Below are 23,130 nucleotides of genomic sequence, written 5' to 3'. Positions count from 1 at the left end.
GACGCCGGACGAGTACTCGCGCAAGATGGCGGCCTCGCTGCCGCAATCCGAGCTGGTCATCGTCCGCGGGGCCAGCCACCTCGCGCTGCTGGACAAGCCCGAGGCGATCAACGACGGGCTGGTCCGGCTGGTCAAGCGGGCAACCCCGGGCCGCGCCGCGCTGGCCGCCCGGTGGATACGGGAGAGGCTGCGTCGCCGTGGCTAGGGCAGATGGCGGTGACCCGCCGCGCCCGGCTTCGGCGCGCTTGCGATCACCGCAGCCTGATGGCGGTGACCCGCCGCGCCCGGCTTCGCCGCGCTTGCGATCACCGCAGCCTGATGGCGGTGACCCGCCGCGCCCGGCTTCGCCGCGCTTGCGATCACCGCAGCCTGATGGCGGCACGGCCACCCTCGACCGCGTCGAGGACACCGTCGCCCTGGGTTCACGGCTCGGCGAGCAGCTGCGGGCGGGCGACGTCGTGGTGCTCACCGGTCCGCTCGGTGCGGGAAAGACCGTGCTGGCCAAGGGAATCGCCGCGGCGATGGACGTCGACGGCCCGGTTACCTCGCCGTCGTACGTGCTGGCGCGGGTACACCCGCCGCGGCGGCCCGGGACACCGACGATGATTCACGTCGACATGTACCGGCTTCTGGATCAAGACGGCGCCGACCTGCTCGGCGAGCTCGACTCGCTCGACCTCGACACCGACCTCGACGACGCGGTGGTGGTGGTGGAGTGGGGCGAGGGCATCGTCGAACGCCTCGCCGAGCGGCACCTCGACATTCGTCTGGAACGCCTCAGCGGATCGGACGTGCGGATCGCGTCGTGGCAGTGGGTTCGATCGTGAGTCGCACCGCCGACGCTGCAGAGCGAAGCGATGAGGAGAAGCGGTGCGCATGAGTATCGTCCTGGCACTCGACACCGCGACCCCCGCCGTGACGGCCGGGATCGTGCGGCGCGACGACCTGACAGTGCTGGCCGAGCGGGTCACCGTCGACGCCCGGGCGCACGCCGAGCGGCTCACCCCGAACGTGGTGGCCGCCCTCGCCGATGCCGGGCTGACGATGGGCGACCTGGATGCCGTCGTGGTCGGCTGCGGCCCCGGCCCGTTCACCGGCCTGCGGGCCGGAATGGCGACCGCCGCCGCCTACGGGCACGCGTTGGACATCCCGGTGCGCGGCGTGTGCAGCCTGGACGCCATCGGGGTGCGTACCAACGGCGAGACGCTGGTGGTCACCGACGCGCGCCGACGCGAGATCTATTGGGCCCGTTACCGCGACGGGTTCCGAATGGAAGGGCCGGGGGTCAACGCCCCGGCCGACGTCGACCCGGGCCCGGCCCAGGCGGTGGCCGGCTCGAAAGAGCACGCGGCGCTGTTCGGTCTGCCGCACCGCGGGCCGGTCTACCCCACGCCGGCCGGGCTCGTCGCAGCGGTACCCGACTGGTCGCAGCGCCCGCTGCCGTTGGTGGCGCTGTACCTTCGCCGTCCGGACGCCAAGCCGATGGCGGCGCGGCAATGACCGCCACCCGCGAGCCCGTGACGCTCGGCGCGCTGACTTCCGCCGACGCGGCGCGCTGCGCCGAGCTCGAACGGCAGCTGTTCGACGGCGACGACCCGTGGCCTGCGGCTGCCTTCAACCGGGAATTGGCCAGCCCGCACAACCACTACGTGGGCGCGCGCGCCGGCGGCACCCTGGTGGGGTATGCCGGAATCTCGCGGCTGGGCCGCACCCCGCCGTTCGAGTACGAGGTCCACACCATCGGCGTGGACGCCGCATATCAGGGGCACGGCATCGGCCGTCGGTTGCTCGACGAGCTGCTGGTCTTCGCCGACGGCGGCGTCGTCTTCCTGGAGGTGCGCACCGACAACGAGGCGGCCATCGGGCTGTACCGCAGCGTGGGATTCGAACAGATCGGCCTGCGCCGGCGCTACTACCGCGCCAGCGGCGCAGATGCCTACACGATGCGCCTGGGGGCCCGCTCATGACGAAGACGATCCTGGCGATCGAAACCTCTTGCGACGAAACGGGAGTCGGCATCGCGCGGCTCGACCCCGACGGCACCGTCACGCTGCTGGCCGACGAGGTGGCGTCCAGCGTCGACGAACACGTCCGCTTCGGCGGCGTGGTGCCCGAGATCGCGTCGCGGGCGCACCTGGAGGCCCTCGGACCCGCCATGCGCCGCGCGCTACAGACGGCCGGCGTGGGCAAGCCCGACATCGTCGCCGCCACGATCGGGCCCGGCCTGGCCGGCGCGCTGCTGGTGGGAGTCGCTGCGGCCAAGGCATATTCGGCCGCGTGGGGGGTGCCGTTCTACGCCGTCAACCACCTGGGCGGGCACCTGGCCGCCGACGTCTACGTACACGGGCCGCTGCCCGAATGCGTGGCGCTGCTGGTCTCCGGCGGGCACACCCACCTGCTGCACGTGCGTTCCCTGGGGGAACCGATCGTCGAGCTCGGCAGCACCGTCGACGACGCCGCCGGTGAGGCCTACGACAAGGTGGCCCGTCTGCTGGGGCTGGGTTACCCGGGCGGCAAGGTGCTCGACGACCTGGCCCGCTCCGGTGATCGCGACGCCGTCACCTTCCCGCGGGGCATGACGGGACCCGGCGACAACCCGTACGCCTTCAGCTTCTCGGGGCTGAAGACGGCCGTCGCCCGCTACCTGGAGAGCCACCCGGACGCGGTGAACGCCGATGTCGCCGCCGGCTTTCAGGAGGCCGTCGCCGACGTGCTGACCATGAAGGCGGTGCGCGCGGCGACGGCGCTGGGCGTCTCGACCCTGCTGATCGCCGGGGGAGTGGCCGCCAACTCGCGGCTGCGGGAGCTGGCGGAGCAGCGGTGCGCGGCGGCCGGGCTGACGCTGCGGATCCCCCGCCCCCGGCTCTGCACCGACAACGGGGCCATGATCGCGTCCTTTGCCGCGCACCTGGTGGCCGCGGGCGCGCCGCAGTCCCGGCTGGACGTGCCCAGCGACCCGGGCCTGCCGGTGATAAAAGCCCAGGTGACATGATCGCTTATAGCGAATATCCGGTACGCAGCGGGGGGCCCTTGAGTGCTAGCACTCTCATGTATAGAGTGCTAGGTGGCAATCGGCCAAACCCTGTGCCGGCACCCGCGACGACGGCGCTCGGGCTCGGACGACTGCCGAATCCCTTGATAATTCCGGGGCACCCCGCCCCGGACCCGATCTAACTAGTGGAGGCTCCAATCGTGGCGAAGGTGAACATCAAGCCACTCGAGGACAAGATTCTCGTGCAGGCCAGCGAGGCCGAGACCACGACCGCGTCCGGTCTGGTCATTCCTGACACCGCCAAGGAGAAGCCGCAGGAAGGCACCGTCGTCGCAGTCGGTCCCGGCCGCTGGGACGAGGACGGCGAGAAGCGGATTCCGCTCGACGTCTCTGAAGGCGACACCGTCATCTACAGCAAGTACGGCGGCACCGAGATCAAGTACAACGGCGAGGAGTACCTGATCCTCTCGGCGCGCGACGTGCTGGCCGTCGTATCGAAGTAAGCACCGTGGCCCGCCCCGGCAATCCCCGCGCATGGCCGCGGGTGATTTCCGGGGCGGCACGCGTTAACGGGTAGTGGCGATCGCAAGCGCGGCGAAGCCGGGTGAAGCGGGTCGCCACCGTCAAGCGCGTGGCGATCGCAAGCGCGGCGAAGCCGGGTGAAGCGGGTCGCCACCATCGAAGAGGAGCCTGATGAGCAAGGTTATTGAGTACGACGAGACCGCGCGCCGCGCGATCGAGGCCGGCGTCAATGCGCTCGCCGACGCGGTCCGGGTGACCCTGGGGCCGCGCGGCCGGCATGTGGTGCTGGCCAAGGCCTTTGGCGGGCCCGCGGTCACCAACGACGGCGTGACCGTCGCGCGCGAGATCGAACTGGAGGACCCGTTCGAGAACCTGGGCGCCCAGCTGGTCAAGTCGGTGGCCACCAAGACCAACGACGTGGCGGGCGACGGCACCACCACGGCGACCGTGCTGGCACAGGCGCTCGTCAAGGGCGGCCTGCGTCTGGTTGCGGCCGGCGCCAACCCGATCGAGCTGGGCATCGGAATTTCCAAGGCGGCCGACGCGGCGTCTGAGGCGCTGCTCGCCGCGGCCACCCCGGTATCCGGCAAGGACGGCATCGCTCAGGTTGCGACGGTGTCGTCGCGTGACGCGCAGCTCGGTGAGCTGGTCGGCGAGGCGATGACCAAGGTCGGTGCCGACGGCGTGGTCAGCGTCGAAGAGTCCTCGACGCTGAACACCGAGCTGGAGTTCACCGAGGGCGTCGGCTTCGACAAGGGCTTCCTGTCGGCGTATTTCGTCACCGACTTCGATGCGCAGGAAGCCGTGCTGGACGAGCCGTTGATCCTGTTGCACCAGGAGAAGATCAGCTCGCTGCCCGACCTGCTGCCCATGCTGGAGAAGGTCGCCGAGTCGGGCAAGCCGCTGCTGATCATCGCCGAGGACATCGAGGGTGAGGCCCTGGCCACGCTCGTGGTCAACTCGATCCGCAAGACGCTCAAAGCTGTTGCGGTCAAGGCGCCGTTCTTCGGCGACCGGCGCAAGGCCTTCCTCGAGGACCTGGCGGTGGTGACCGGCGGGCAGGTGATCAACCCCGACGCTGGCCTGGTGCTGCGCGAGGTCGGCACCGATGTGCTGGGCTCGGCCCGTCGCGTGGTGGTCAGCAAGGACGACACCATCATCGTCGACGGCGGCGGCTCCAAGGACGCGGTCGACGCGCGCATCAAGCAGCTGCGCGCCGAGATCGAGGCGAGCGACTCCGACTGGGACCGCGAGAAGCTGCAGGAGCGGCTGGCCAAGCTGGCCGGCGGTGTGGCCGTGATCAAGGTGGGCGCCGCCACCGAGACCGCGCTCAAGGAACGCAAGGAGAGCGTCGAGGATGCCGTCGCGGCGGCCAAGGCCGCCGTCGAGGAGGGCATCGTCGCGGGCGGCGGTTCGGCCCTCATCGGGGCGCGCACCGCGCTCAAGGAGCTGCGCGGATCGCTGTCCGGCGATCAGGCCGCCGGCGTCGGCGTGTTCGCCGAGGCGCTGGCGGCGCCGCTGTACTGGATCGCCACCAACGCCGGCCTGGACGGCGCGGTTGCCGTGAGTAAGGTCAGCGAGTTGCCGGCCGGGCACGGGCTCAACGCCGACAAGCTCACCTACGGAGACCTGATCGGCGAGGGCGTGATCGACCCCGTCAAGGTGACGCGGTCCGCGGTGGTCAACGCGGCGTCGGTGGCGCGCATGGTGCTCACCACCGAGACGGCCATCGTCGACAAGCCCGCCGCCGAACACGATGACCACGGCCACGGCCATGGGCATCACCACCACTAGAAGCAGTAGGTAACGAAACGCCCCCGGTCGAACGGCCGGGGGCGTTTCGTCATCGTGCGTGCCGGCCGTGCACTCGTATCACCTTTCGGATGCGAACGGCCGGATCGGTGGTGATCACCTCGACACCATGGTCGAGCCGTTGCGCCTTCGCGCGGGCGCGCGCGCCGGTGTGGACCGCATCGGCGTGGCTGCGCTGGCGGGTCCACAGATGCGCGTCGAGATACAAGTCGCTGCCATCGTTGAGGACGAGATTGAGCGCCTCGGCCGCTTAGGATGTTGATTCCTTGGTTTGTTGGGATCGGTAGCGAGGTGGGGATTGTGCACTGGTGCCACGAACGCACCAGAAAGGACGGCCATCATGCTGCTTGCCCACACGACGAAGAGGCTCACCGCTGCCGCGCTGCTGGCGGGGGGCGCCGCGCTAAGCGGGTGGGGTGTCGGCGTCGCTCACGCGGACACGATGGAACCGCACCGCTGGTGCCCGGGCAACCCGAAGCAGATGCCCTTCGTGGTGAACCAGTACATCGACTGGGACTGGAATGTCTGCCACACCTGGTATCCGACCCAATACGGGATGGGCAACGTCACCATGCAGGGCCGGCCGACCTCGATCTGGGACGGTGACAACCCGCCGATCGAGGCGATCACGATCAGGCATTGCCCGCCGATCAGCTTCATGTGCCCCTAGTTTGACGTCGCCATAGACGACATCTGCCGCGACGGGCGCTAACTTGGCGGATTCTGAGTCCTGCCGGGATTCGGAAATGCCGGGTTGGTGTAGGCCGGTGTCTCTGGCTCCTGGCCGACATTAGGACTCTCGACCGGCGCCGGCCCGGACTCCGGCTCGGCCGGTGGAGTCGGTTGCGCCCGATGTTCGGGCGGTGGCGGCTTGGGTACCAAGTAGTTCCTCCACGCGCCCGGTGGGTTCGGTGCAGGGCCGATCGTGTTATCCGGCCAGCGCCATGAACAACCACCGGCCGCACCCCCGAAATCGCCTGCCGGAATGGTCAGCCCAAAACCCATGAAAGCTCCACCGATGATGGAGTTACCACCCGGACCACCCATGTTCCACCCGCCGTATTCGCAGTGCCAGTGGGTGCTGTTCTCCTCGATGGGAAAGTCGCAGTAATACGTCGTGGCCCCCGCCTCAAAAGAACTTCCGCCGACACCGGGATAGTCGCACACCCCGGGGCCTGGGATGTTGCCTCCCGGCCCGCCCCAGGCGCTGGGGGCATTGAGGATCACCCAGAACGTAAACCCCGGTGCCATAAGGAGTTTGGTCGTCTTGATCAAACGCTTCGGTGAGCGCTTTCTCGCTTCGACGGCGGCGGGTCCCGCAAGATACTCCTGGGCTGGGTGAGTCGCGACCGTATCCTCTTCATCGCGCTGAGTCTGCATCCTCGATGACAATGTGTTCACCACCAGAATCGAATTCGCTGCAGCTGGCTGTAGGGTCCCGAATTGCACCGTAGTACTGCCTCAGGCCTTCATACCTCGTTTCTGCGGAACTCAGAGCCGGTCTTCTCCCTGTGCGGCGTCCTCGGCGGACGTTTCGGCATTGCGAAGAAAGCGATGTGCCGGCGGCATCCCGATCGGCGGTTCGTGTTGTCGAGCGCCGATTGCTAAGCTGCCGCACCATGACGTGGGGGGTACGAGCGTGAGCTATTCGCAGCAGTGGCCACCGCGACCACCGCAGTATCCCGGGCAATGGCCCCCGCCGTACCCGCCGCCGGCGTCGCCGGCGGCGCCTCCGCCGCGCAAGACCAATGTCGTGCTGGTAGTCGTGGTCGCCGTCGCGGCGATCGTCGTCGTGGTACCGGCGGCGATCGTCGGTTTTTTCGTGATCCGCGACGTGGCCCACGACGGTCTCGACGGGCGCGGCGGCGTCCAGAAAGCCACCTCCGTTATGGGCTTCGACGTGGTGTGCGATCGCGGGTCCATCAGCAATGCCGCGGCATACGGGAAGCCGTACAAGATTCTGGCGTTCGCTCCGAACGACGAGCCGGACCCGATGAGCCAGTTGTCAAACACCCACTGGAACGAGGTGATACTCGACTCTCGCGCCGATTACGCGGTGAGCCCCAATGACTTCCAGTCAGCGAATGTGGTTGCGTGCCTTACCCGCAAGCCTGGGTCGGAGACGAAGGCGCGCACCTGCGACCTCAAGACTGACGCGGGCGAGCGTGTGTCGGTCGACTATTACGCCGTGCAGTACGACGTCGAACTGCGCGAGGCGAGGACCGGCAAGCGTATCGAACATCTGGGAACGGTGGATGGCCCCGCAACCGGCTGCCCATTCCTGGTATGGATCAACAAGCGCGAGCCGAAGTTGTACGCGAGACCGGATGCCGCGGCGCTCGATGCCAAGCTCGCGGAATTCGCGCACAGGTAACTGACTACCAAGCGCGGGGCTCATGCACGAGAAGCCGATGGTTTTCATCCATAGGCCCCACGCTCGGTGCGAGTAGGCGGGTTCAAGCCTGGGCGACCTGCTAGAGAACCACAAACTTCGATCGAGCGGTACACGCGCCAGCACGGCAGCCCGGCCCGGGACCTTGCCGAAGGCACCAAACGCGTTGCGGCCGGTGACTATAGCCAGCGCTTGCCGGTGGTTCAGGACGACGACTTGGGCGCGCTGGCGGCCTCGTTCAATGGCATGCAGGCGGGTTTGGCTGAGCGGCAACGCCTTCAAGCCGCCTTCGGCACCTACGTTGACCCGGCCTTGGCTTCGCGCCTGCTCGAGCAGGGCGACGATGTGTTCACGGGGGAGCGGCGCGACGTAACCGTGATGTTCGTCGACATCCGTGATTTCACGCCGTTCGCCGAGGCCAACAGTGCCGAGGACACCGTCGCCCACCTCAACACCCTGTTCGAGATCGTTGTGCCCGCCGTCGTCGAGGCCGGTGGGCACGTCAACAAATTTCTCGGGGACGGCGCCTTGGCTGTCTTCGGTGCCCCGAACGACCTTGCGGATCATGCCGACGCGGCGGTGAACGTCGCTGCGTTGATTCATCGCCTTGTCGCCGACCAATTCGGCAGGGCACTTCGGATCGGCATCGGGATCAACACCGGCACTGTGATCGCCGGAACCATCGGCGGCGGAGGCAAGCTGGAATTCACCCTCATCGGGGACACCGTGAACGTCGCCGCGCGCGTCGAGCAGCTTACCAAGGTCACAGGTGACGCGATCCTGCTCACCCAACAGTCCGTCGACGCCCTGGCTTTTCCGCCAATTGGACTGATCGACAGGGGATTTCACGCGCTGAAGGGTAAGTCGGCCCCCGCGCAAATTTTCGGCCTCGACCCGGCGCTCAAGGGTTCGCACTAGAGCTTGGACTAATAGGGCCGCGCGAAGTCCACGGTGGACACCGTGTGCGCGGCGAACCAGCCGGCGACGACAATCAGGACGGCGGCTCCGAGCGCCGCCGCGACCCCTATCCGCGCCGTGGCGCGAAAAAGCCAGCGAGCGACTTCACCTGGGCGCCAAACGCCGGCTCGTCAGATCCCGACGATGACGATGACCACGCCCCCAACTATCGCCAGCGCGAGCGACAGCAACACGAAGCTGACGACCCACTCCTTGGCCGCCGAGGCCTCGTAGTCGGCCGCCGCGATCGGCGCGAGCCGGCGCCCCGCACCCCATGCCGCTGCAAGCGGCGTGGCCAGCCAGTTGGCGTAGCCGGCGTACACGATCAACACGACCGCCGTGACGCCCCAGGCGTGGGGCAGGTGGATGTGTGGCCAGAGCAACCCGAGCACCACGAGGAACATCCCGTTGAGGATGGCCTCGAGGTGGCTGGACAGCGCCATGCGCGGATTCTTCAGCGCGGGCACGACGAAACCGGTGAGCAAACCGATCAGGAATAACACCAGTCCGAGCGTGAACAAAACCGTCTGCATGTCGGCACACTAGGAGCGCAGGGCCATCGTCGCGTTCCCGCCAACGCTGGGTCAGCGGGTTCCGGGTGGAAGGCTCGGCGGCGTTGTCACCGTCGTGGTTGGGGGCGTCGACGTGTAGGACGGGCTGCTGGTGACGGTGACGGTGCTCGTGCTGGTGGACGGCGGCGGGACTTCGGTCGTCGTCGTGATCGTCGTGACGCTGGTGGTCGTCGAGGTGGACGACGTCGTCGTTGCGGACGCCGCCGCGATCACGCCGCAGGCCACCCGCTTGCCCGACTCACCGGTCGAGGTCCCGCTCAGGTTGTCCGCGTTCTGGTGGACGATCAGTGCGGTGCCGGCGCTGTTCCTCAGGTCTGAGGCGGTGAGCAAGCTGGTCGTGGTGACGAGTTTCGCCGACCCGTCGTTGCGCACCTGCAACGCGGTCAAGTCGCCGCTGGCCGGAAAACCCGTGTGATTCGGTGCCTGGTAGACGCTTCCGGCGGACTCGAAGTCCCCCTCGCATTTGCCCGCCCCGTGGATCATCAGCGCGTGGAAACCCGGGTTCAGGACCTGGTTGGGTCCGGCCTCCACGGTCACGGTCGCATACCCGTTCGCGAAATCGATGGTGGCGGTGCCGACCTGGCTTCCGTCGGTGCCTTTGAGCTGTGTGGTCATCCGCTCGGTGCCCGGGGGCGCACTGGAGGACGTCGACGTGCCGGATTGGCCGCCCTGCTGGTTTGCGCATGCTGCCAACGGTGCGATGGTCGCGGCGAGCGCCACGGCCGCGAGGGATACGCCCTTGTTCATGGGCCGGGCCTACCCCAATCGGCCGCGGTCGAAACGGGGTCTGGCCGCCGAAGCGGCGGGCCCGTCGGCGCTGGGACTCAGGCCGAGCGGCGGATGCCGCGGGTGCGGCCGATGTCGCCCTTCAGCAGCAGATCGCGCTCGGACTCCGAGAGGCCGCCCCAAACCCCGTACGGCTCACCGACTTCCAGGGCGTGCGAACGGCACTCCTGGATGACCGGGCACTGGCGGCACATCTCTTTCGCGCGCTGTTCGCGCTGCATGCGGGCGCGGCCGCGCTCACCGTCGGGATGGAAGAACATCGACGAGTCAACACCGCGGCACAAGCCCTGCAGTTGCCAGTTCCAGATGTCGGCGTTGGGTCCAGGTAGCTGCTCCGGCTGTGGCATTGGTGTCTCCCTCTCTGCACGGCACGCCCAGTAAGGTCATGTTCGCGAAGCGATTGTGCAACTGAAATGAAGCGGCGTCACCGATGACTACCCGTCATGCGTAGACGTTAGGGCGGACGGCGAATTTGCGTCAATAGCCACTTAGCCCGACAAAGTATGTAATGGTTATAAAAGAATTAACGTCGCGTTCATACGTCAACCGTTGGCGAAACAGGCTCCGTGCTACCAGGCACTTGATCAAAACGAGATTTCGCAGTTCACGGGGCAAGGGAGGGTGGGCTGCGATTACTACAGGGCCTGTTGTGATTAACAGTTCGGTAACGGGAATAGCACAAACTGTTTACTACCATCGCCGTGATTGAAACTCGTCACATTTTCGTGATTGGCCGGACGTTGGCCGCCGCCGCCTTCGGCGACCAGCCCGGTACGTGGCCCCTGCCGACGGCGGTCACCCCGGACGAGTTGTGGCTGCGCGCCGTCGCCGCCGGCGGGCAGGGGCGCTACGGCAGCGCGTACCGCGACCTGGGGGAGCTGCGGCGCAGCGCCCCCGCCGGGCGGCTGGTCTCCCTGGCCCACAGCACGCACGGATCCTTTCTGCGCCAACTCGGTTGGCACGCCCTGGCGCGCGGTTGGGACGGCCGTGCCCTGGCGCTGGCCGGCGGGGACCCCGAGGCGTCCGGGGACGCCCTCATCGGGCTGGCGGCCGACGCGCTGGGCGTCGGCCGTTTCCCCGCCGCGGCCACGTTGTTGCGGCGCGCCGATACCGTGCTGGGCGTAGGGGCGGTACCCGACCGGCTGCCGGTGCGGCGACGGTGGGTGGCCGCCGAACTGGCGATAGCTCGGGGCGACGGCGAAACCGCTGTCCGCCATGCGAACGAAGCGGTGGACCTGGCGGGCGCCATGGCCGTCGCGTCGGCGCGGCACGCGGTGAAAAGCCAAGTCGTGCTGGCGGCCGCCCTCTGCAGCGTCGGCGCCGTCGACCGGGCCCGCGCGGTGGCCGAGGCCGCATTGGACGCGACCGGGCCGCTCGGGCTGGTCCCGCTGCGGTGGGCATTGGCGTGCTTGCTGATTGATCTCGGAAACGTCACCTTTTCGACACAAGAGCTCCGGGAAATTCGCGATGTCTCCGCAGGCCACGTGCGGCGCGCCGGTGCGACGTGGCGTTCCGCTTGAAATGGCCTTGCGCCCGTTATTGTCAGTTCGTTAGTTAGCCCGGTTAGCCCGCGATGTGTCCGGTTCGTAACGTTGGAGATACCACCGTCGATGACAATTCAAGGGGATCGTCTCGACGCTGTGGTTGCCAAGGCCGTGGCAGGGGACAGTAACGCACTACGGGAGGTGCTGGAGACCATCCGTCCGATTGTCGTGCGATATTGCCGCGCGCGGGTCGGGACAATCGAGAGGGGTGGCCTGTCAGCGGATGACGTGGCACAGGAGGTGTGCTTGGCGACTATAACGGCGCTGCCGCGTTACCGGGACCGGGGACGCCCCTTTCTCGCATTCCTGTACGGCATTGCGGCCCACAAGGTCGCCGACGCCCATCGCGCCGCCGGCCGCGACCTCTCCTACCCCACCGAAGTGATCCCCGAGCGTTGGTCCTCGGACGCCGGCCCCGAGCAGCGGGCCATCGAAGCCGATTCCGTCAGCCGGATGAGCGAACTGCTCGAGATCCTGCCCGCCAAGCAACGCGAGATCCTGATCCTGCGTGTCGTCGTCGGCCTGTCCGCGGAGGAGACTGCGTCCGCCGTGGGCAGCACCACTGGAGCCGTCCGGGTGGCCCAGCACCGTGCGCTGTCCCGCCTCAAATCCGAGATGATCGCGGCAGGTGACTGTGCCTGAACCCCTGGACGAATTCGCCCACACCGATCTGCTACTCGACGCGCTCGCCGAGCGGCGGCCCGTGCACGTCGGCGACCCCGACACCGACGCGATGGCCACGCTGCTCGAGGACTGGCGCGACAACCTGCGCTGGCCGCCGGCCAGCGCGCTGGTCTCGGCCGAGGAGGCCGTCGGCGCCCTGCGCGCCGGGTTGGCCGACCGCCGCCGCAGCCGCCGGGGCCTGGCGACGATCGGATCGGTCGCCGCGGCGCTGCTGGTGATGAGCGGCTTCGGCGCCATGGTGGTCGAGGCCCGCCCCGGCACCACGCTGTACGGGCTGCACGCCATGTTCTTCGACCAGCCGCGCGTCAACGAGAAGCATCAGGCCCTGCTGTCCGCCCGGGCCGATCTGGCCAAGGTGCAGGAGTCGATCGACCGGGGTGAGTGGGACCAGGCGCGCAATCAGCTCACCGAGGTGAGCAGCTTGGTCCAGTCGATCGAAGACCCGGCCAGCAAACAGGAACTGACGAACCAGCTGAATCTGTTGAATGCCAAGGTGCAATCGCGCAACCCGAATGCGACGCTGCCGGCGAACACCCCATCAGCGTGGTCGACCCCGACCACCCCGGCCCCGACGGCGGCCCCGGCACCGTCCGACGCTTCCCCGAGCCCGTCGGTCACGCCGTCGCCCAGTCAGTCGTGGAGCAAGCACCGCCATCACGGCCAGACGTCAGCCCCATCAGCGGCCGCGCCGAACAATCCCTAGCGCCGGTATCCGTCGGCGTCGGAGGAGGTGGCCTCGTTCAGCGAGGCGTCGGCGTATCCCCGGCAGTAATCCCACGTGACGTAGGCGTCCGGTTCCGGGTCATAGGCCGGCTCGTGCGGGCGTACGGTGCCGTCGATCAGCAGCTGCAACAGGTTCGCCCGCAGCATGTCCCAGTCGTGATAGTGGTCCTGCTGGCATTCGTCGCAGCACACCACGAGCCCGCGAATGCCCTTGTGCGCCAAGAGGGCCTCGTAAACGGCCAAGTCGGCCAGGTCCGCCTCGACCGCCATCCGCTCTTGGGCGTCCAGGGGTTGCCCCGGCTCTACGGCTTCCAGCGCAGCCGACGGATCGCAGGGGTCGTCGGCGAAAGGATCGGGCGGCAAACCCGGTGGGAGGTGATCGCGCACGCACACTAGCCTACGCAGCCCGGCCGGGATAACGCCAGCAGGGAAGCCGCCGGTCGTTTCCGCGCCGTTTGCCACCCGCGGCGCGCACCGGCCAGCGGCTCGAGGGGCGCGGGTGCCGATAGGATGGAGTTCTCACGCCGCATCGTATGGAGGGCCCCGCCGATGACCCGTGGCATGTCCCACCTGGAAGACAGCTCCGACCTCGTCGGCAGCCCCTACGTGCGCGTTGGCGGGCTGGTCGACGACGCGGTGCCCACCGGGGGTGACAACCCGAACAAGGTGGCGATGCTCGGCCTCACCTTCGACGACGTCTTGTTGCTGCCCGCGGCGTCCGATGTGGTTCCCGCCACCGCGGACACGTCCAGCCAGCTCACCAAGAAGATCAGGCTCAAGGTGCCGCTGGTCAGCTCGGCGATGGACACCGTCACCGAGTCGCGGATGGCCATCGCGATGGCCCGGGCCGGCGGCATGGGCGTGCTGCACCGCAACCTGCCCGTCGCCGAGCAGGCCGGCCAGGTCGAGATGGTGAAGCGTTCGGAGGCAGGCATGGTCACCGACCCGGTCACCTGCCGTCCGGACAACACCCTGGCCCAGGTCGACGCGCTGTGCGCCCGGTTCCGGATCTCGGGTCTGCCGGTGGTCGACGACACCGGTGCGCTGGTGGGCATCATCACCAACCGCGACATGCGGTTCGAGGTCGACCAGGCCCGCAAGGTCGCCGAGGTGATGACCAAGGCCCCGCTGATCACCGCCCAGGAGGGGGTGAGCGCCGACGCGGCGCTGGGCCTATTGCGCCGCAACAAGATCGAGAAGCTGCCCGTCGTCGACGGCCACGGCCGGCTCACCGGCTTGATCACCGTCAAGGACTTCGTCAAGACCGAGCAGCACCCCCTGGCCACCAAGGACAGCGACGGCCGGCTGCTGGTCGGCGCGGCCGTCGGCGTCGGCGGTGACGCCTGGGTGCGCGCGATGATGCTGGTCGACGCCGGGGCCGACGTCCTGATCGTGGACACCGCCCACGCGCACAACCGCCTGGTGCTCGACATGGTCGGCAAGCTCAAGGCGGAGGTGGGCGAGAAGGTCGAGGTGATCGGCGGGAACGTCGCCACCCGGTCCGCGGCCCTGGCGCTGGTCGACGCCGGTGCCGACGCGGTCAAGGTCGGCGTCGGGCCGGGATCGATCTGCACCACCCGGGTGGTGGCTGGAGTCGGCGCGCCACAAATCACGGCGATCCTAGAGGCGGTCGCGGCCTGCGGGCCGGCGGGCGTACCGGTGATCGCCGACGGCGGGCTGCAGTATTCCGGTGACATCGCCAAGGCCCTGGCCGCCGGTGCGTCGACGGCCATGCTGGGCTCGCTGCTGGCCGGCACCGCCGAGGCGCCGGGCGAGCTGATCTTCGTCAACGGCAAGCAGTTCAAGAGCTACCGCGGCATGGGGTCGCTGGGCGCGATGCAAGGTAGGGGCGGCGCCGGTGGGGGGAAGTCCTACTCCAAGGACCGCTACTTCGCCGACGACGCGTTGAGCGAGGACAAGCTGGTGCCCGAGGGAATCGAGGGCCGGGTGCCCTTCCGCGGTCCGCTGTCCTCGGTGATCCACCAGCTCACCGGCGGTCTGCGCGCCGCGATGGGCTACACCGGCTCGCCCACCATCGAGGCGCTGCAGCAGGCGCAGTTCGTCCGGATCACCTCGGCCGGTCTGCGCGAAAGTCATCCGCACGACGTCGCCATGACCGTCGAAGCGCCGAACTACTTCGCGCGCTGACCCGGCATGGTGGAAATCGGGATGGGCCGCAACGCCCGTCGGACCTATGAACTGAGCGAAGTCAGCATCGTGCCGTCGCGGCGCACCCGGTCGTCCCAGGACGTATCCACGGCCTGGCAGCTGGACGCCTACCGCTTCGAGATCCCGGTGGTGGCCCACCCGACCGACGCGCTGGTCTCCCCCGAGTTCGCCATCGAGCTGGGCCGCCTCGGCGGGCTGGGCGTGCTCAACGGCGAGGGCCTGATCGGCCGGCACGCCGACGTGCAGGGCAAGATCGCCCAGCTCGTCGAGGCCGCCAGCAAGGAGCCCGAACCGTCGGCGTCGATCCGGCTGCTGCAGGAATTGCACGCCGCGCCGCTGAATCCCGAGCTGCTGGGCGCCGCGGTCGCGCGCATCCGGGAGGCCGGGGTGACCACGGCGGTGCGGGTCAGCCCGCAGAACGCCCAGGCGCTGACCCCGATACTGCTGCAGGCCGGCATCGACCTGCTGGTCATCCAGGGCACGATCGTCTCCGCCGAAAGAGTGGCCAGCGACGGCGAGCCGCTGAACCTGAAGACCTTCATCTCCGAGCTGGACATTCCGGTGGTGGCCGGCGGGGTGCTCGACCACCGCACCGCACTGCACCTGATGCGCACCGGGGCCGCCGGCGTCATCGTCGGCTACGGCTCCACCCGGGGCGTGACCACCAGCGACGAGGTGCTGGGCATCAGCGTGCCGATGGCCACCGCGATCGCCGACGCCGCCGCCGCGCGGCGCGAATACCTCGACGAGACTGGCGGCCGCTACGTGCACGTGCTGGCCGACGGCGACATCCACACCTCCGGCGACCTGGCCAAGGCGATCGCCTGCGGCGCGGACGCGGTGGTGCTCGGCACGCCGCTCGCCGAGGCCGCCGAGGCGCTGGGCGAGGGCTGGTTCTGGCCGGCCGCGGCGGCGCATCCCTCGTTGCCGCGCGGGGCGTTGTTGCAGATCGCCCTGGGTGAGCGGCCGCCGCTGGAACGGGTGCTGGGCGGGCCGTCCGACGACCCGTTCGGGTCGCTGAATCTGGTCGGTGGGTTGCGCCGATCGATGGCCAAGGCCGGCTATTGCGACCTCAAGGAGTTCCAGAAGGTCGGGCTGAGTACCGGGAGCTGAGCGCTTCTGCCGCCGAATGTGCGGCCAGCCGCACGCTCGGCTCCGAATGTGCGGCCAGCCGCGTGCTGGCGACTAAGGGGCGGCACGGGCCACTGGTTTGTTACCGGCGAGTAGGGCCATACTGGTGCGATGAGGCCGGATTACGACGTACTGATCATTGGTTCGGGATTCGGGGGCAGCGTGAGCGCGCTGCGGCTGACCGAAAAGGGCTACCGGGTAGGCGTATTGGAGGCCGGTCGGCGCTTCGCCGACGAGAACTTCGCCGAGACGTCGTGGGACCTGCGCAAGTTCCTGTGGGCCCCCAGGCTGGGGTGTTACGGCATCCAGCGGATCCATCCCCTGAAGAACGTGCTGATCCTGGCCGGGGCCGGGGTGGGCGGCGGCTCCCTGAACTACGCCAACACGCTGTACGTGCCGCCGGAGCCGTTCTTCTCCGATCGGCAGTGGTCACACATCACCGACTGGCGCGACGAGTTGATGCCGCACTACGAGCAGGCGAAACGGATGCTCGGGGTGGTGACGAACCCGACCTTCACCGACGCCGACCGCATCCTGAAGGAAGTCGCCGACGAGATGGGCTGCGGTGACACCTTCGTGCCCACCCCGGTGGGAGTGTTCTTCGGCCCCGACGGCACCAAGACGCCCGGCAAGACCGTGCCGGACCCCTATTTCGGCGGCGCGGGACCGGAGCGCACCGGCTGCCTGGAATGCGGATGCTGCATGACGGGCTGTCGCTACGGCGCCAAGAACACGCTGCTGAAGAACTACCTCGGCCTCGCCGAATCGGCTGGGGCCCAGGTCATTCCGATGACCACCGTGAAGGGTTTCCAGCAGCGCCCGGACGGGCTGTGGCAGGTCCGTACCGTGCGCACCGGAAGCTGGCTGCGCCGGGACCGGCGCACCTTCACCGCGACCCACCTGATCCTGGCGGCCGGCACCTGGGGAACCCAGCATCTGCTGTTCAAGATGCGCGACCGGGGCAAGTTGCCGCGGCTGTCCGAGCGGCTCGGCGTCCTGACCCGCACCAACTCCGAGTCCATCGTCGGCGCCGGCAAGCTCGAGGTCGACCCGAACCTGGACCTGACCCATGGCGTGGCCATCACGTCGTCGATCCACCCGACGTCGGACACCCATATCGAACCGGTCCGCTACGGCAAGGGCTCCAACGCGATGGGCCTGCTGCAGACGCTGATGACCGACGGCACCGGCCCGGAGGGTACCGACGTGCCGCGCTGGAAGCAGCTGTTGGACCAGGCGCGCGAGAACCCGCGCGGCATGATGCGGATGCTCAACGTCCGCCAGTGGAGCGAACGCACCCTGATCGCTCTGGTCATGCAGCACCTGGACAACTCGATCACCACCTACACCAAGCGCGGCAAGCTGGGCATCCGCTGGTACACCAGCAAGCAGGGACACGGGGACCCCAACCCGGCCTGGAATCCCGTCGGGAACAAGGTCACCCGGCGCATCGCCGAGAAGGTCGACGGTGTGGCGGGCGGCACCTGGGGCGAGCTGTTCAACATCCCGCTGACCGCGCACTTCCTCGGCGGCGCGGCGATCGGCGACAGCCCCGACAACGGGGTCATCGATCCCTACCACCGCGTCTACGGCTACCCCACGCTGTTCGTGGTGGACGGCGCCGCGATCTCGGCGAATCTGGGCGTCAACCCGTCGCTGTCGATCACTGCGCAGGCCGAGCGGGCCGCCTCGCTGTGGCCCAACAAGGGCGAGAACGACCAGCGCCCACCCCAGGGCCATGCGTACCGCCGGCTGGATCCGATCGCGCCCCAGCAGCCCGCGGTGCCGGCGACCGCGCCGGGTGCGCTGCGCTGGGTGCCGATCACCCCGGTGCGGTCCACGGCGGGTTAGCTCGCGATCGCCTCGAGCGGGGCGCCGCTGACCACCCGGCTGCGTTGCCGGTGGATGTTGAAGGGCACGTCGCCCATCAACGTGACCCGGTGCATCAGCCGGGGCTGGTTGTCGTAGTCGTCGACCGCCCGGTGCTGGGTGGCCCGGTTGTCCCAGATGGCGACGTCGCCCGGCGCCCAGTTCCACCGGATGGTGTTCTCCGGCTTGGTGATTCGTCGTTGCAGCATGTCGAAGAGGGTGCTTGATTCGTAGCTGTCCAGGCCGACGAACCCGCGCACGAAATCTCCCAATAGCAGCGTGCGCTCGCCGGTCTCCGGGTGCACCCGCACCACGGGGTGCTCGGTGCGGAAATCCGGCTTCTCGAAGGCCTGACGGAAGGCGCGCTGCGTGTCGGTCAGTGCCTCGGGGGTGATGTAGTCATAGCGGTTGGTGTGCAGCGCCCACAGGTCGTCGACCAGCCACGTGAGCGGTTCGGGCAGGTCGTCGTACGCCGCCGCGGTGTTGGTCCACATCGTCGATCCGCCGTAGCGGGGCAGGGTGACGGCGCGCAGGATCGAGGCCGCGGGGTAGTTCGCGACGAAAGTGACGTCGGTGTGCCAGCGGTTCGCCTTGCCGTACTCGGAGTTGATCGGGGTGATGACCGGCGCGCCCTTGGCGGCGAGCGCCTCGGCGGCGGGGTGGCCGACCGGGGTGCCCAGCAGCCCGGCGAACGCCAGCTGCTGCTCGTCATCGAGTTGGTGCTGGTGGCGGAAGAAGATCACCTTGTGGGCCAGCAGCGCCTGGTGGATCTTTTCCACCGCGGCGGGGTCGAGGTCGCCCCCGAGGCGCACCCCGTCGACCCGCGCGCCGATGCGGCTGCCCAGCTTGGTGACGGTTATCTGACCGATCATTTTCATCAATCCTCGCTTGATAGGATGTAGTCAACTGACTACATCGAGTACTGTAGTCACATGACTACACGTTCCGCAAGTGGCCGCGCCAACATGCCCACCGGGCGGGCCGAGGTCGCTGCGGCGATCCTGGAGGCCGCCACCGACCTGTTCGCCGAACGGGGTCCGGCCGCGACGTCGATCCGCGATATCGCCGCGCGGTCCAACGTCAACCACGGGCTGGTGTTCCGCCACTTCGGCACCAAGGAGAATCTGGTTGGCGCCGTGCTCGACCACCTGGGCGCCGACCTGAGCGCCCTGCTGAGTGAGGAGGCGCCCGCCGACGACCTGAACCGGGCCATCGACCGGCAGATGCGGGTCATGGCCCGCACCGTGCTCGACGGGTATCCGGCGGGGCAGCTGCAGAAGCGCTTCCCGAACATCGCGACGCTACTGGGCTGGGTACGGCCGCTTCACGACAACGAGATCGATGCGCGCCTGGCCGTCGCCAATGCCCTTGCGCTGCAATTCGGTTGGCGACTGTTTGCGCCGATCCTGCGCTCGGCGACCGGAATCGACGAGCTCACCGACGACGACATACGGCAGGCGGTGGGCGCAGAGGTGGGGCGGATCCTCAAGTCCGGCTGACGCTCACTTCTTCCGGGCCAGCGCCCGGCGACGCAGCGGCTCACGGCCAGGGGGCTGCTGCGGGGTCGCCAGCAGTGGCTTGCGCGCCCGCACCGCAATGGTTTTCGGCGTATCACTGCTCAGGGTGACCTCTTCACCGGCATGCCGGATGGTGAGCTGGCCGTCCGGCCCGTCGCGCACCGTGTAGGTGACATCGGCATGGCTGACGTCGACCGTGACCCGGAAATCGCGCCACCGGAGGCGGAATCGCAACCGCGAAATGCCGTCGGGCAGTGCGGGATCCAGTGACAGAATGCCCTCGTCGTCGCGCAGCCCACCGAAGCCGCCGACCAGCGCCGTCCAGGCGCCGGCCAGCGAGGCCATGTGCAGGCCGTCGCGGGTGTTGTGGTGCAGATCGCGCAGGTCGATCAGCCCGGCCTCGTAGGCGTAGTCGTGCGCCAATTCCAGGTGACCGACCTCGGCGCACATCACCGCCTGGGTGCACGCGGACAGTGACGAGTCGCGCACCATCCGCCGCTCGTAGTAATCGACGTTGCGGGCCTTCTGTTCCGGGGTGAACGCGTGGCTCTGCCACTGCATCGCCAGCACCAGGTCGGCCTGCTTGATCACCTGCGCGGGGTAGAGCCGCACGTACGGGTCATGCAGCAGCAACGGATAGGAGTGGTTTTCCTGGAAGTTCCACTCGGCCAGCGTGGTGAACCCCTCGCACTGTTGATGAACCCCCAGGCCGGCGTCGTAGGGGATGTTGGCGGCGTCGGCGGCGTCGCGCCAGGACGCCGTCTCCTCGGTGGTGACCCCCAGGGCCTCGGCCGCTTCGGGATGGCGGTTGCAGGCATCGGCGGCGGTGTGCAGATTGTGCGCCGCCATCAGGTTGGTGAAGACGTTGTCCCGCACGATCGCGGTGTACTCGTCGGGGCCGGTGACGCCGTCGAGGTGCCAGACGCCGTGCCGATCGTGGTGGCCGAGCGACACCCACAGCCGCGCTGTCTCAACGAGAACCTTTAGGCCACAATGTTTTTCCAGCTCTTCGTCGCCGGTGACGATGCGGTAGCGCTCGAAGGCCATGGCGATGTCGGCGTTGATGTGCCAGGCCGCGGTGCCCGCAGGCCAGTAGGCCGAGCACTCCTGTCCGCGGATGGTGCGCCAGGGGAAGCTGGCGCCCTCGAGTCCGAGTTCGGCCGCCCGCTCCTTGGCGAGATCCAGCGTCGACGCCCGCCACCGCAGCGCGTCTGCGACGGCATGCGGCGCGGTGTAGGTGAGCACCGGCAACACGTAGCCCTCGGTGTCCCAGAAGGCGTGGCCGTCGTAGCCGGTTCCGGTGAGCCCCTTGGCCGGGATGGCGCGGCGCTCGGCGCGCGCGCTGGCCTGCAACAGGTGAAAGAGCCCAAACCGCACCGCCTGTTGGGATTCGGGATCGCCCTCGACCTCGACGTCCGCGCAGTCCCAGAAGTCGTCCAGGTAGGTGCGTTGCGATTGCAGCAGCCCCTGCCATCCGCTGTAGCGGGCGCTGTGGATGGCGGCCGCGGCCTGGTCGCGCAGTGCCGGACGGGAGCGCATGCTGGACCAGCCGTAGGCCAGGTATTTGACGATGCGCAGCTTCTGCCCGGCCCGCAGCCCGCAGATCACGGTGGTCCGGGCCAGGTCGTCTCGGGCGTCGGTGCTGAACTCGACGCGGCCGGGAACGTCGATCTCGTGGTCCATCGCGGCCGACATCATCAGGGCGCTGCTGCGGGTGCGGTGCATGAGAAGCGCCCCGGTGTCGGTGTTTTCGTGGTCGACGGCCACCAGCGGACTCTCCAGGATGGCCGAGACCCGCGGGTCGCCCGAGGTCTGGGGTTGGTCCTCGTTGGTGACCAGTTCGGACTGCACCGTCACGCGGACGAAGTCACCGACCGCTTCCACGACGTATTCGATGGCGGCCACCCCCCGTTGGGCCAATGACACCAGCCGGGTGGACACCAGCTTGATCTCCTTGCCCGCGGGGGAGCGCCAGTGCGCGCAGCGGGCCATCGTCCCGGCGCGCATGTCCAGAACCCGCTGGTGCGAGAGCAATTCGCCGTATCGGACGTCGAACGGCTCGTCCTCGACCAGCAGTCGGATGATCTTGCCGTTGGTGACGTCGACGATCGTCTGGCCGGCCTCCGGGTAACCGTAGCCGGCCTCGGCGTAGGGCAGTGGCCGGATTTCGTAGAAGGAGTTCAGGTAGGTGCCGGGCAGCCCGTAGGGCTCTCCCTCGTCGAGGTTGCCGCGCAGCCCGATGTGCCCGTTGGACAAGGTGAACAGCGACTCCGACTGGGCCAGGATGTTCAGGTCGAGCTGGGTTTCGCTGACGTGCCAGGGATCAACGGGAAACGATTCGTCGGTGATCATGAGGGCAGCAGCTCGGCGAGGTCGGTGACCACCACGTCGGCGCCGTTGCGGCGCAGATCGTCGGCCTGGCCCACCCGGTCGACGCCCACCACATAGCCGAACTTGCCGGCGTGGCCGGCCTGCACGCCGGAGATCGCGTCCTCGAACACGGCCGCCGCGCCGGCGTCGACGCCGAGCAGCTCGGCGCCCCGCAGGTAGGAGTCCGGCGCGGGCTTGCCGGCGATGTGCTCGTCGCGCAGCGTGATGCCGTCGACCCGCTGCTGGATGAACCGGTCCAGGCCGGTGATCTCCAGGACGTCGCGGGTGTTGGCGCTCGAGGAGACCACGGCGACGCCCAGTCCCGCGGCGGAAACCGCCTCCAGGTATCGGCGCGAGCCCTCGAACACCTCGACGCCGTCTTCGCGCAGGACCTTCTGGAACATGTCGTTCTTGCGGTTGCCCAGGCCGTACACCGTCTCGGCGTCTGCCGCGTCGTCGGGACTGCCGTCGGGTAGCTCGATCCCGCGGCTCTGTAGGAAAGACCGGACGCCGTCCTCGCGCTTCTTGCCGTCCACGTATTGGCGGTAGTCGGCGGCTGGATCGAACGGGACGAAGTCGTCCCCGGTGCGCTTGGCCCGCTCCGACAGGTAGTCGTCGAACATGGCGGTCCAGGCCTTGGTATGCACGCTCGCGGTGTCGGTGAGCACCCCGTCGAGGTCGAACAGACAGGCATGCACCTTCTCGGGCAGACCCAGCACGGGCGGACCTCGCTTCCTGGTATCGAGTCGGGCGACGATGTCCACTCCACCATGCTTGCCCGTGCGTCGCCAGGGTCACCGCCGCGCGAGTGTGGGCGTGCTTCAATCCATGGCTGAACGATCGCTACGCGTCCTTCAGCAGGCCGCACAGCGTCCGCTCGGTGCAGTGCGGCCACTATGCGCAGAGTCGATCGGAGTCTCGTCCCGCGTGGCCCAGACTTGTCGTACCCGGCTGCGAGGATGGGGTTATGTCGTTGACCGCATCTGTTGGCGCTTGGGTGGTGAATGAGCCGACGCGTCTTGATGTGTTGTTCGAGGAGTTGGCGGAGTTGTGTGGTCAGCGCAATGCGATTGATGGGCGCATTGTGGAG

The 23,130-nt window shown here is 68.4% G+C and carries 26 protein-coding genes; 18 read left to right on the top strand and 8 right to left on the bottom strand.

Annotated features, from left to right (window positions below; translation table 11 throughout):
- The 9 genes from A5695_RS17105 to A5695_RS28650 all read left to right on the top strand — a co-directional run.
- Window positions 1-205: alpha/beta fold hydrolase (locus tag A5695_RS17105; RefSeq protein ID WP_231974877.1), on the top strand; the 205-nt coding region annotated here is incomplete at its 5' end.
- Between the two features lie 148 nt (window positions 206-353).
- A complete protein-coding gene (tsaE, locus tag A5695_RS17100; RefSeq protein WP_068084478.1) occupies window positions 354-827 on the top strand; it encodes a tRNA (adenosine(37)-N6)-threonylcarbamoyltransferase complex ATPase subunit type 1 TsaE in 474 nt (157 codons plus the stop codon).
- Between the two features lie 49 nt (window positions 828-876).
- Window positions 877-1,500 (top strand): tRNA (adenosine(37)-N6)-threonylcarbamoyltransferase complex dimerization subunit type 1 TsaB, encoded by a 624-nt coding sequence (gene tsaB, locus A5695_RS17095; protein ID WP_068084475.1) that lies wholly within the window; start codon window positions 877-879, stop codon window positions 1,498-1,500.
- Entirely contained in the window at window positions 1,497-1,967 is a 471-nt protein-coding gene (gene rimI / locus A5695_RS17090) for a ribosomal protein S18-alanine N-acetyltransferase (protein ID WP_068084473.1), read from the top strand. The genes tsaB and rimI overlap by 4 nt, the downstream gene beginning before the upstream one ends.
- Window positions 1,964-2,992, top strand: coding sequence for a tRNA (adenosine(37)-N6)-threonylcarbamoyltransferase complex transferase subunit TsaD (gene tsaD / locus A5695_RS17085; protein ID WP_068084470.1), 1,029 nt, complete (start codon window positions 1,964-1,966; stop codon window positions 2,990-2,992). The genes rimI and tsaD overlap by 4 nt, the downstream gene beginning before the upstream one ends.
- 200 nt (window positions 2,993-3,192) lie before the next feature.
- The gene (gene groES / locus A5695_RS17080; RefSeq protein WP_068084468.1) at window positions 3,193-3,495 is read left to right on the top strand and encodes a co-chaperone GroES; all 303 of its coding nucleotides are present in this window, start codon (window positions 3,193-3,195) and stop codon (window positions 3,493-3,495) included.
- 190 nt (window positions 3,496-3,685) lie between these two features.
- Window positions 3,686-5,308 (top strand): chaperonin GroEL, encoded by a 1,623-nt coding sequence (groL, locus tag A5695_RS17075; protein ID WP_068084465.1) that lies wholly within the window; start codon window positions 3,686-3,688, stop codon window positions 5,306-5,308.
- A gap of 58 nt (window positions 5,309-5,366) precedes the next feature.
- Window positions 5,367-5,588: a hypothetical protein gene (locus A5695_RS29140; protein ID WP_068084462.1), complete on the top strand. Its 222-nt coding sequence runs from the start codon at window positions 5,367-5,369 to the stop codon at window positions 5,586-5,588.
- A gap of 78 nt (window positions 5,589-5,666) precedes the next feature.
- Window positions 5,667-5,996: a hypothetical protein gene (locus A5695_RS28650; RefSeq protein WP_156749709.1), complete on the top strand. Its 330-nt coding sequence runs from the start codon at window positions 5,667-5,669 to the stop codon at window positions 5,994-5,996.
- Between the two features lie 38 nt (window positions 5,997-6,034).
- Here the strand turns inward: A5695_RS28650 and A5695_RS28645 are convergent, their stop codons facing one another.
- The gene (locus A5695_RS28645) at window positions 6,035-6,706 is read right to left on the bottom strand and encodes a hypothetical protein (RefSeq protein ID WP_156749708.1); all 672 of its coding nucleotides are present in this window, start codon (window positions 6,704-6,706) and stop codon (window positions 6,035-6,037) included.
- A gap of 373 nt (window positions 6,707-7,079) precedes the next feature.
- On the opposite strand from A5695_RS28645, the gene A5695_RS17060 reads away from it, so the two are divergent.
- On the top strand, window positions 7,080-7,700 hold the full coding sequence (locus A5695_RS17060) for a hypothetical protein (RefSeq protein ID WP_231974876.1): 621 nt from the start codon (window positions 7,080-7,082) through the stop codon (window positions 7,698-7,700).
- 66 nt (window positions 7,701-7,766) lie between these two features.
- Window positions 7,767-8,636 (top strand): adenylate/guanylate cyclase domain-containing protein, encoded by an 870-nt coding sequence (locus A5695_RS17055; protein WP_255398683.1) that lies wholly within the window; start codon window positions 7,767-7,769, stop codon window positions 8,634-8,636.
- 170 nt (window positions 8,637-8,806) lie between these two features.
- On the opposite strand, the gene A5695_RS17050 is transcribed toward A5695_RS17055, so the two are convergent.
- The 3 genes from A5695_RS17050 to A5695_RS17040 form a co-directional block, all read right to left on the bottom strand.
- On the bottom strand, window positions 8,807-9,208 hold the full coding sequence (locus A5695_RS17050) for a hydrogenase (protein WP_068084457.1): 402 nt from the start codon (window positions 9,206-9,208) through the stop codon (window positions 8,807-8,809).
- 51 nt (window positions 9,209-9,259) lie between these two features.
- Window positions 9,260-9,994, bottom strand: coding sequence for a superoxide dismutase family protein (locus A5695_RS17045; RefSeq protein ID WP_068084454.1), 735 nt, complete (start codon window positions 9,992-9,994; stop codon window positions 9,260-9,262).
- Between the two features lie 77 nt (window positions 9,995-10,071).
- Window positions 10,072-10,380 (bottom strand): WhiB family transcriptional regulator, encoded by a 309-nt coding sequence (locus A5695_RS17040; RefSeq protein WP_046184677.1) that lies wholly within the window; start codon window positions 10,378-10,380, stop codon window positions 10,072-10,074.
- A gap of 354 nt (window positions 10,381-10,734) precedes the next feature.
- Between A5695_RS17040 and A5695_RS17035 the strand changes: the two genes are divergently transcribed.
- The 3 genes from A5695_RS17035 to A5695_RS17025 all read left to right on the top strand — a co-directional run bounded on the left by A5695_RS17035 (window position 10,735) and on the right by A5695_RS17025 (window position 12,964).
- Window positions 10,735-11,553, top strand: a complete 819-nt coding sequence (locus A5695_RS17035; protein WP_068084451.1) for a hypothetical protein — start codon at window positions 10,735-10,737, stop codon at window positions 11,551-11,553.
- Window positions 11,554-11,643: 90 nt separating this feature from the next.
- Window positions 11,644-12,219: a sigma-70 family RNA polymerase sigma factor gene (locus tag A5695_RS17030; RefSeq protein WP_068084448.1), complete on the top strand. Its 576-nt coding sequence runs from the start codon at window positions 11,644-11,646 to the stop codon at window positions 12,217-12,219.
- Window positions 12,206-12,964 carry an anti-sigma-D factor RsdA gene (locus A5695_RS17025; protein WP_197515526.1) on the top strand — a complete coding sequence of 253 codons (759 nt, stop codon included), beginning with the start codon at window positions 12,206-12,208 and terminating at the stop codon, window positions 12,962-12,964. The genes A5695_RS17030 and A5695_RS17025 overlap by 14 nt, the downstream gene beginning before the upstream one ends.
- Here A5695_RS17025 and A5695_RS17020 read toward each other — a convergent pair.
- Entirely contained in the window at window positions 12,961-13,371 is a 411-nt protein-coding gene (locus A5695_RS17020; RefSeq protein ID WP_067280469.1) for a DUF5319 domain-containing protein, read from the bottom strand. The two genes, A5695_RS17025 and A5695_RS17020, sit on opposite strands and share 4 nt — an antisense overlap.
- A gap of 162 nt (window positions 13,372-13,533) precedes the next feature.
- On the opposite strand from A5695_RS17020, the gene guaB reads away from it, so the two are divergent.
- From guaB to A5695_RS17005, 3 genes are all read left to right on the top strand, one after another.
- A complete protein-coding gene (guaB, locus tag A5695_RS17015; RefSeq protein WP_068084442.1) occupies window positions 13,534-15,132 on the top strand; it encodes an IMP dehydrogenase in 1,599 nt (532 codons plus the stop codon).
- Window positions 15,133-15,138: 6 nt separating this feature from the next.
- Complete coding sequence (locus A5695_RS17010; protein WP_068084439.1) at window positions 15,139-16,266, top strand: GuaB3 family IMP dehydrogenase-related protein; 1,128 nt, start codon at window positions 15,139-15,141, stop codon at window positions 16,264-16,266.
- Window positions 16,267-16,395: 129 nt separating this feature from the next.
- Window positions 16,396-18,135: a GMC oxidoreductase gene (locus tag A5695_RS17005; RefSeq protein WP_068084436.1), complete on the top strand. Its 1,740-nt coding sequence runs from the start codon at window positions 16,396-16,398 to the stop codon at window positions 18,133-18,135.
- On the opposite strand, the gene A5695_RS17000 is transcribed toward A5695_RS17005, so the two are convergent.
- A complete protein-coding gene (locus A5695_RS17000) occupies window positions 18,132-19,025 on the bottom strand; it encodes a TauD/TfdA family dioxygenase (RefSeq protein WP_068084433.1) in 894 nt (297 codons plus the stop codon). The two genes, A5695_RS17005 and A5695_RS17000, sit on opposite strands and share 4 nt — an antisense overlap.
- A 60-nt stretch (window positions 19,026-19,085) precedes the next feature.
- Here A5695_RS17000 and A5695_RS16995 point away from each other — a divergent pair, with 60 nt between their 5' ends.
- A complete protein-coding gene (locus tag A5695_RS16995; protein ID WP_068084429.1) occupies window positions 19,086-19,652 on the top strand; it encodes a TetR/AcrR family transcriptional regulator in 567 nt (188 codons plus the stop codon).
- A 3-nt stretch (window positions 19,653-19,655) separates the two neighbouring features.
- Here the strand turns inward: A5695_RS16995 and A5695_RS16990 are convergent, their stop codons facing one another.
- Together A5695_RS16990 and A5695_RS16985 are read right to left on the bottom strand one after the other, a co-directional pair.
- Complete coding sequence (locus A5695_RS16990; RefSeq protein WP_068084426.1) at window positions 19,656-22,022, bottom strand: glycoside hydrolase family 65 protein; 2,367 nt, start codon at window positions 22,020-22,022, stop codon at window positions 19,656-19,658.
- Window positions 22,019-22,804 (bottom strand): beta-phosphoglucomutase family hydrolase, encoded by a 786-nt coding sequence (locus A5695_RS16985; protein WP_369830202.1) that lies wholly within the window; start codon window positions 22,802-22,804, stop codon window positions 22,019-22,021. Before A5695_RS16985 ends, A5695_RS16990 begins: the two co-directional genes overlap by 4 nt.
- Window positions 22,805-23,130 lie beyond the last annotated feature (326 nt).

Source organism: Mycobacterium sp. E1747, from assembly GCF_001667775.1.
In the GTDB taxonomy this organism is placed as follows: domain Bacteria; phylum Actinomycetota; class Actinomycetes; order Mycobacteriales; family Mycobacteriaceae; genus Mycobacterium.
The sequence above is the reverse complement of the archived record's forward strand: the minus strand, read 5'-3'. Positions and strand labels throughout refer to the sequence as shown.

Coding starts and splice junctions, on each gene's coding strand:
- guaB (WP_068084442.1), top strand. CDS start 13,534: ATGACCCGTGGCATGTCCCACCTGGAAGACAGCTCCGACCTCGTCGGC.
- rimI (WP_068084473.1), top strand. CDS start 1,497: ATGACCGCCACCCGCGAGCCCGTGACGCTCGGCGCGCTGACTTCCGCC.
- A5695_RS17050 (WP_068084457.1), bottom strand. CDS start 9,208: ATGCAGACGGTTTTGTTCACGCTCGGACTGGTGTTATTCCTGATCGGT.
- A5695_RS17045 (WP_068084454.1), bottom strand. CDS start 9,994: ATGAACAAGGGCGTATCCCTCGCGGCCGTGGCGCTCGCCGCGACCATC.
- A5695_RS17010 (WP_068084439.1), top strand. CDS start 15,139: ATGGTGGAAATCGGGATGGGCCGCAACGCCCGTCGGACCTATGAACTG.
- groL (WP_068084465.1), top strand. CDS start 3,686: ATGAGCAAGGTTATTGAGTACGACGAGACCGCGCGCCGCGCGATCGAG.
- tsaD (WP_068084470.1), top strand. CDS start 1,964: ATGACGAAGACGATCCTGGCGATCGAAACCTCTTGCGACGAAACGGGA.
- tsaB (WP_068084475.1), top strand. CDS start 877: ATGAGTATCGTCCTGGCACTCGACACCGCGACCCCCGCCGTGACGGCC.
- A5695_RS17040 (WP_046184677.1), bottom strand. CDS start 10,380: ATGCCACAGCCGGAGCAGCTACCTGGACCCAACGCCGACATCTGGAAC.
- A5695_RS16990 (WP_068084426.1), bottom strand. CDS start 22,022: ATGATCACCGACGAATCGTTTCCCGTTGATCCCTGGCACGTCAGCGAA.
- A5695_RS28650 (WP_156749709.1), top strand. CDS start 5,667: ATGCTGCTTGCCCACACGACGAAGAGGCTCACCGCTGCCGCGCTGCTG.
- A5695_RS28645 (WP_156749708.1), bottom strand. CDS start 6,706: ATGCAGACTCAGCGCGATGAAGAGGATACGGTCGCGACTCACCCAGCC.
- A5695_RS17000 (WP_068084433.1), bottom strand. CDS start 19,025: ATGATCGGTCAGATAACCGTCACCAAGCTGGGCAGCCGCATCGGCGCG.
- A5695_RS17030 (WP_068084448.1), top strand. CDS start 11,644: ATGACAATTCAAGGGGATCGTCTCGACGCTGTGGTTGCCAAGGCCGTG.
- A5695_RS16995 (WP_068084429.1), top strand. CDS start 19,086: ATGACTACACGTTCCGCAAGTGGCCGCGCCAACATGCCCACCGGGCGG.
- A5695_RS17005 (WP_068084436.1), top strand. CDS start 16,396: ATGAGGCCGGATTACGACGTACTGATCATTGGTTCGGGATTCGGGGGC.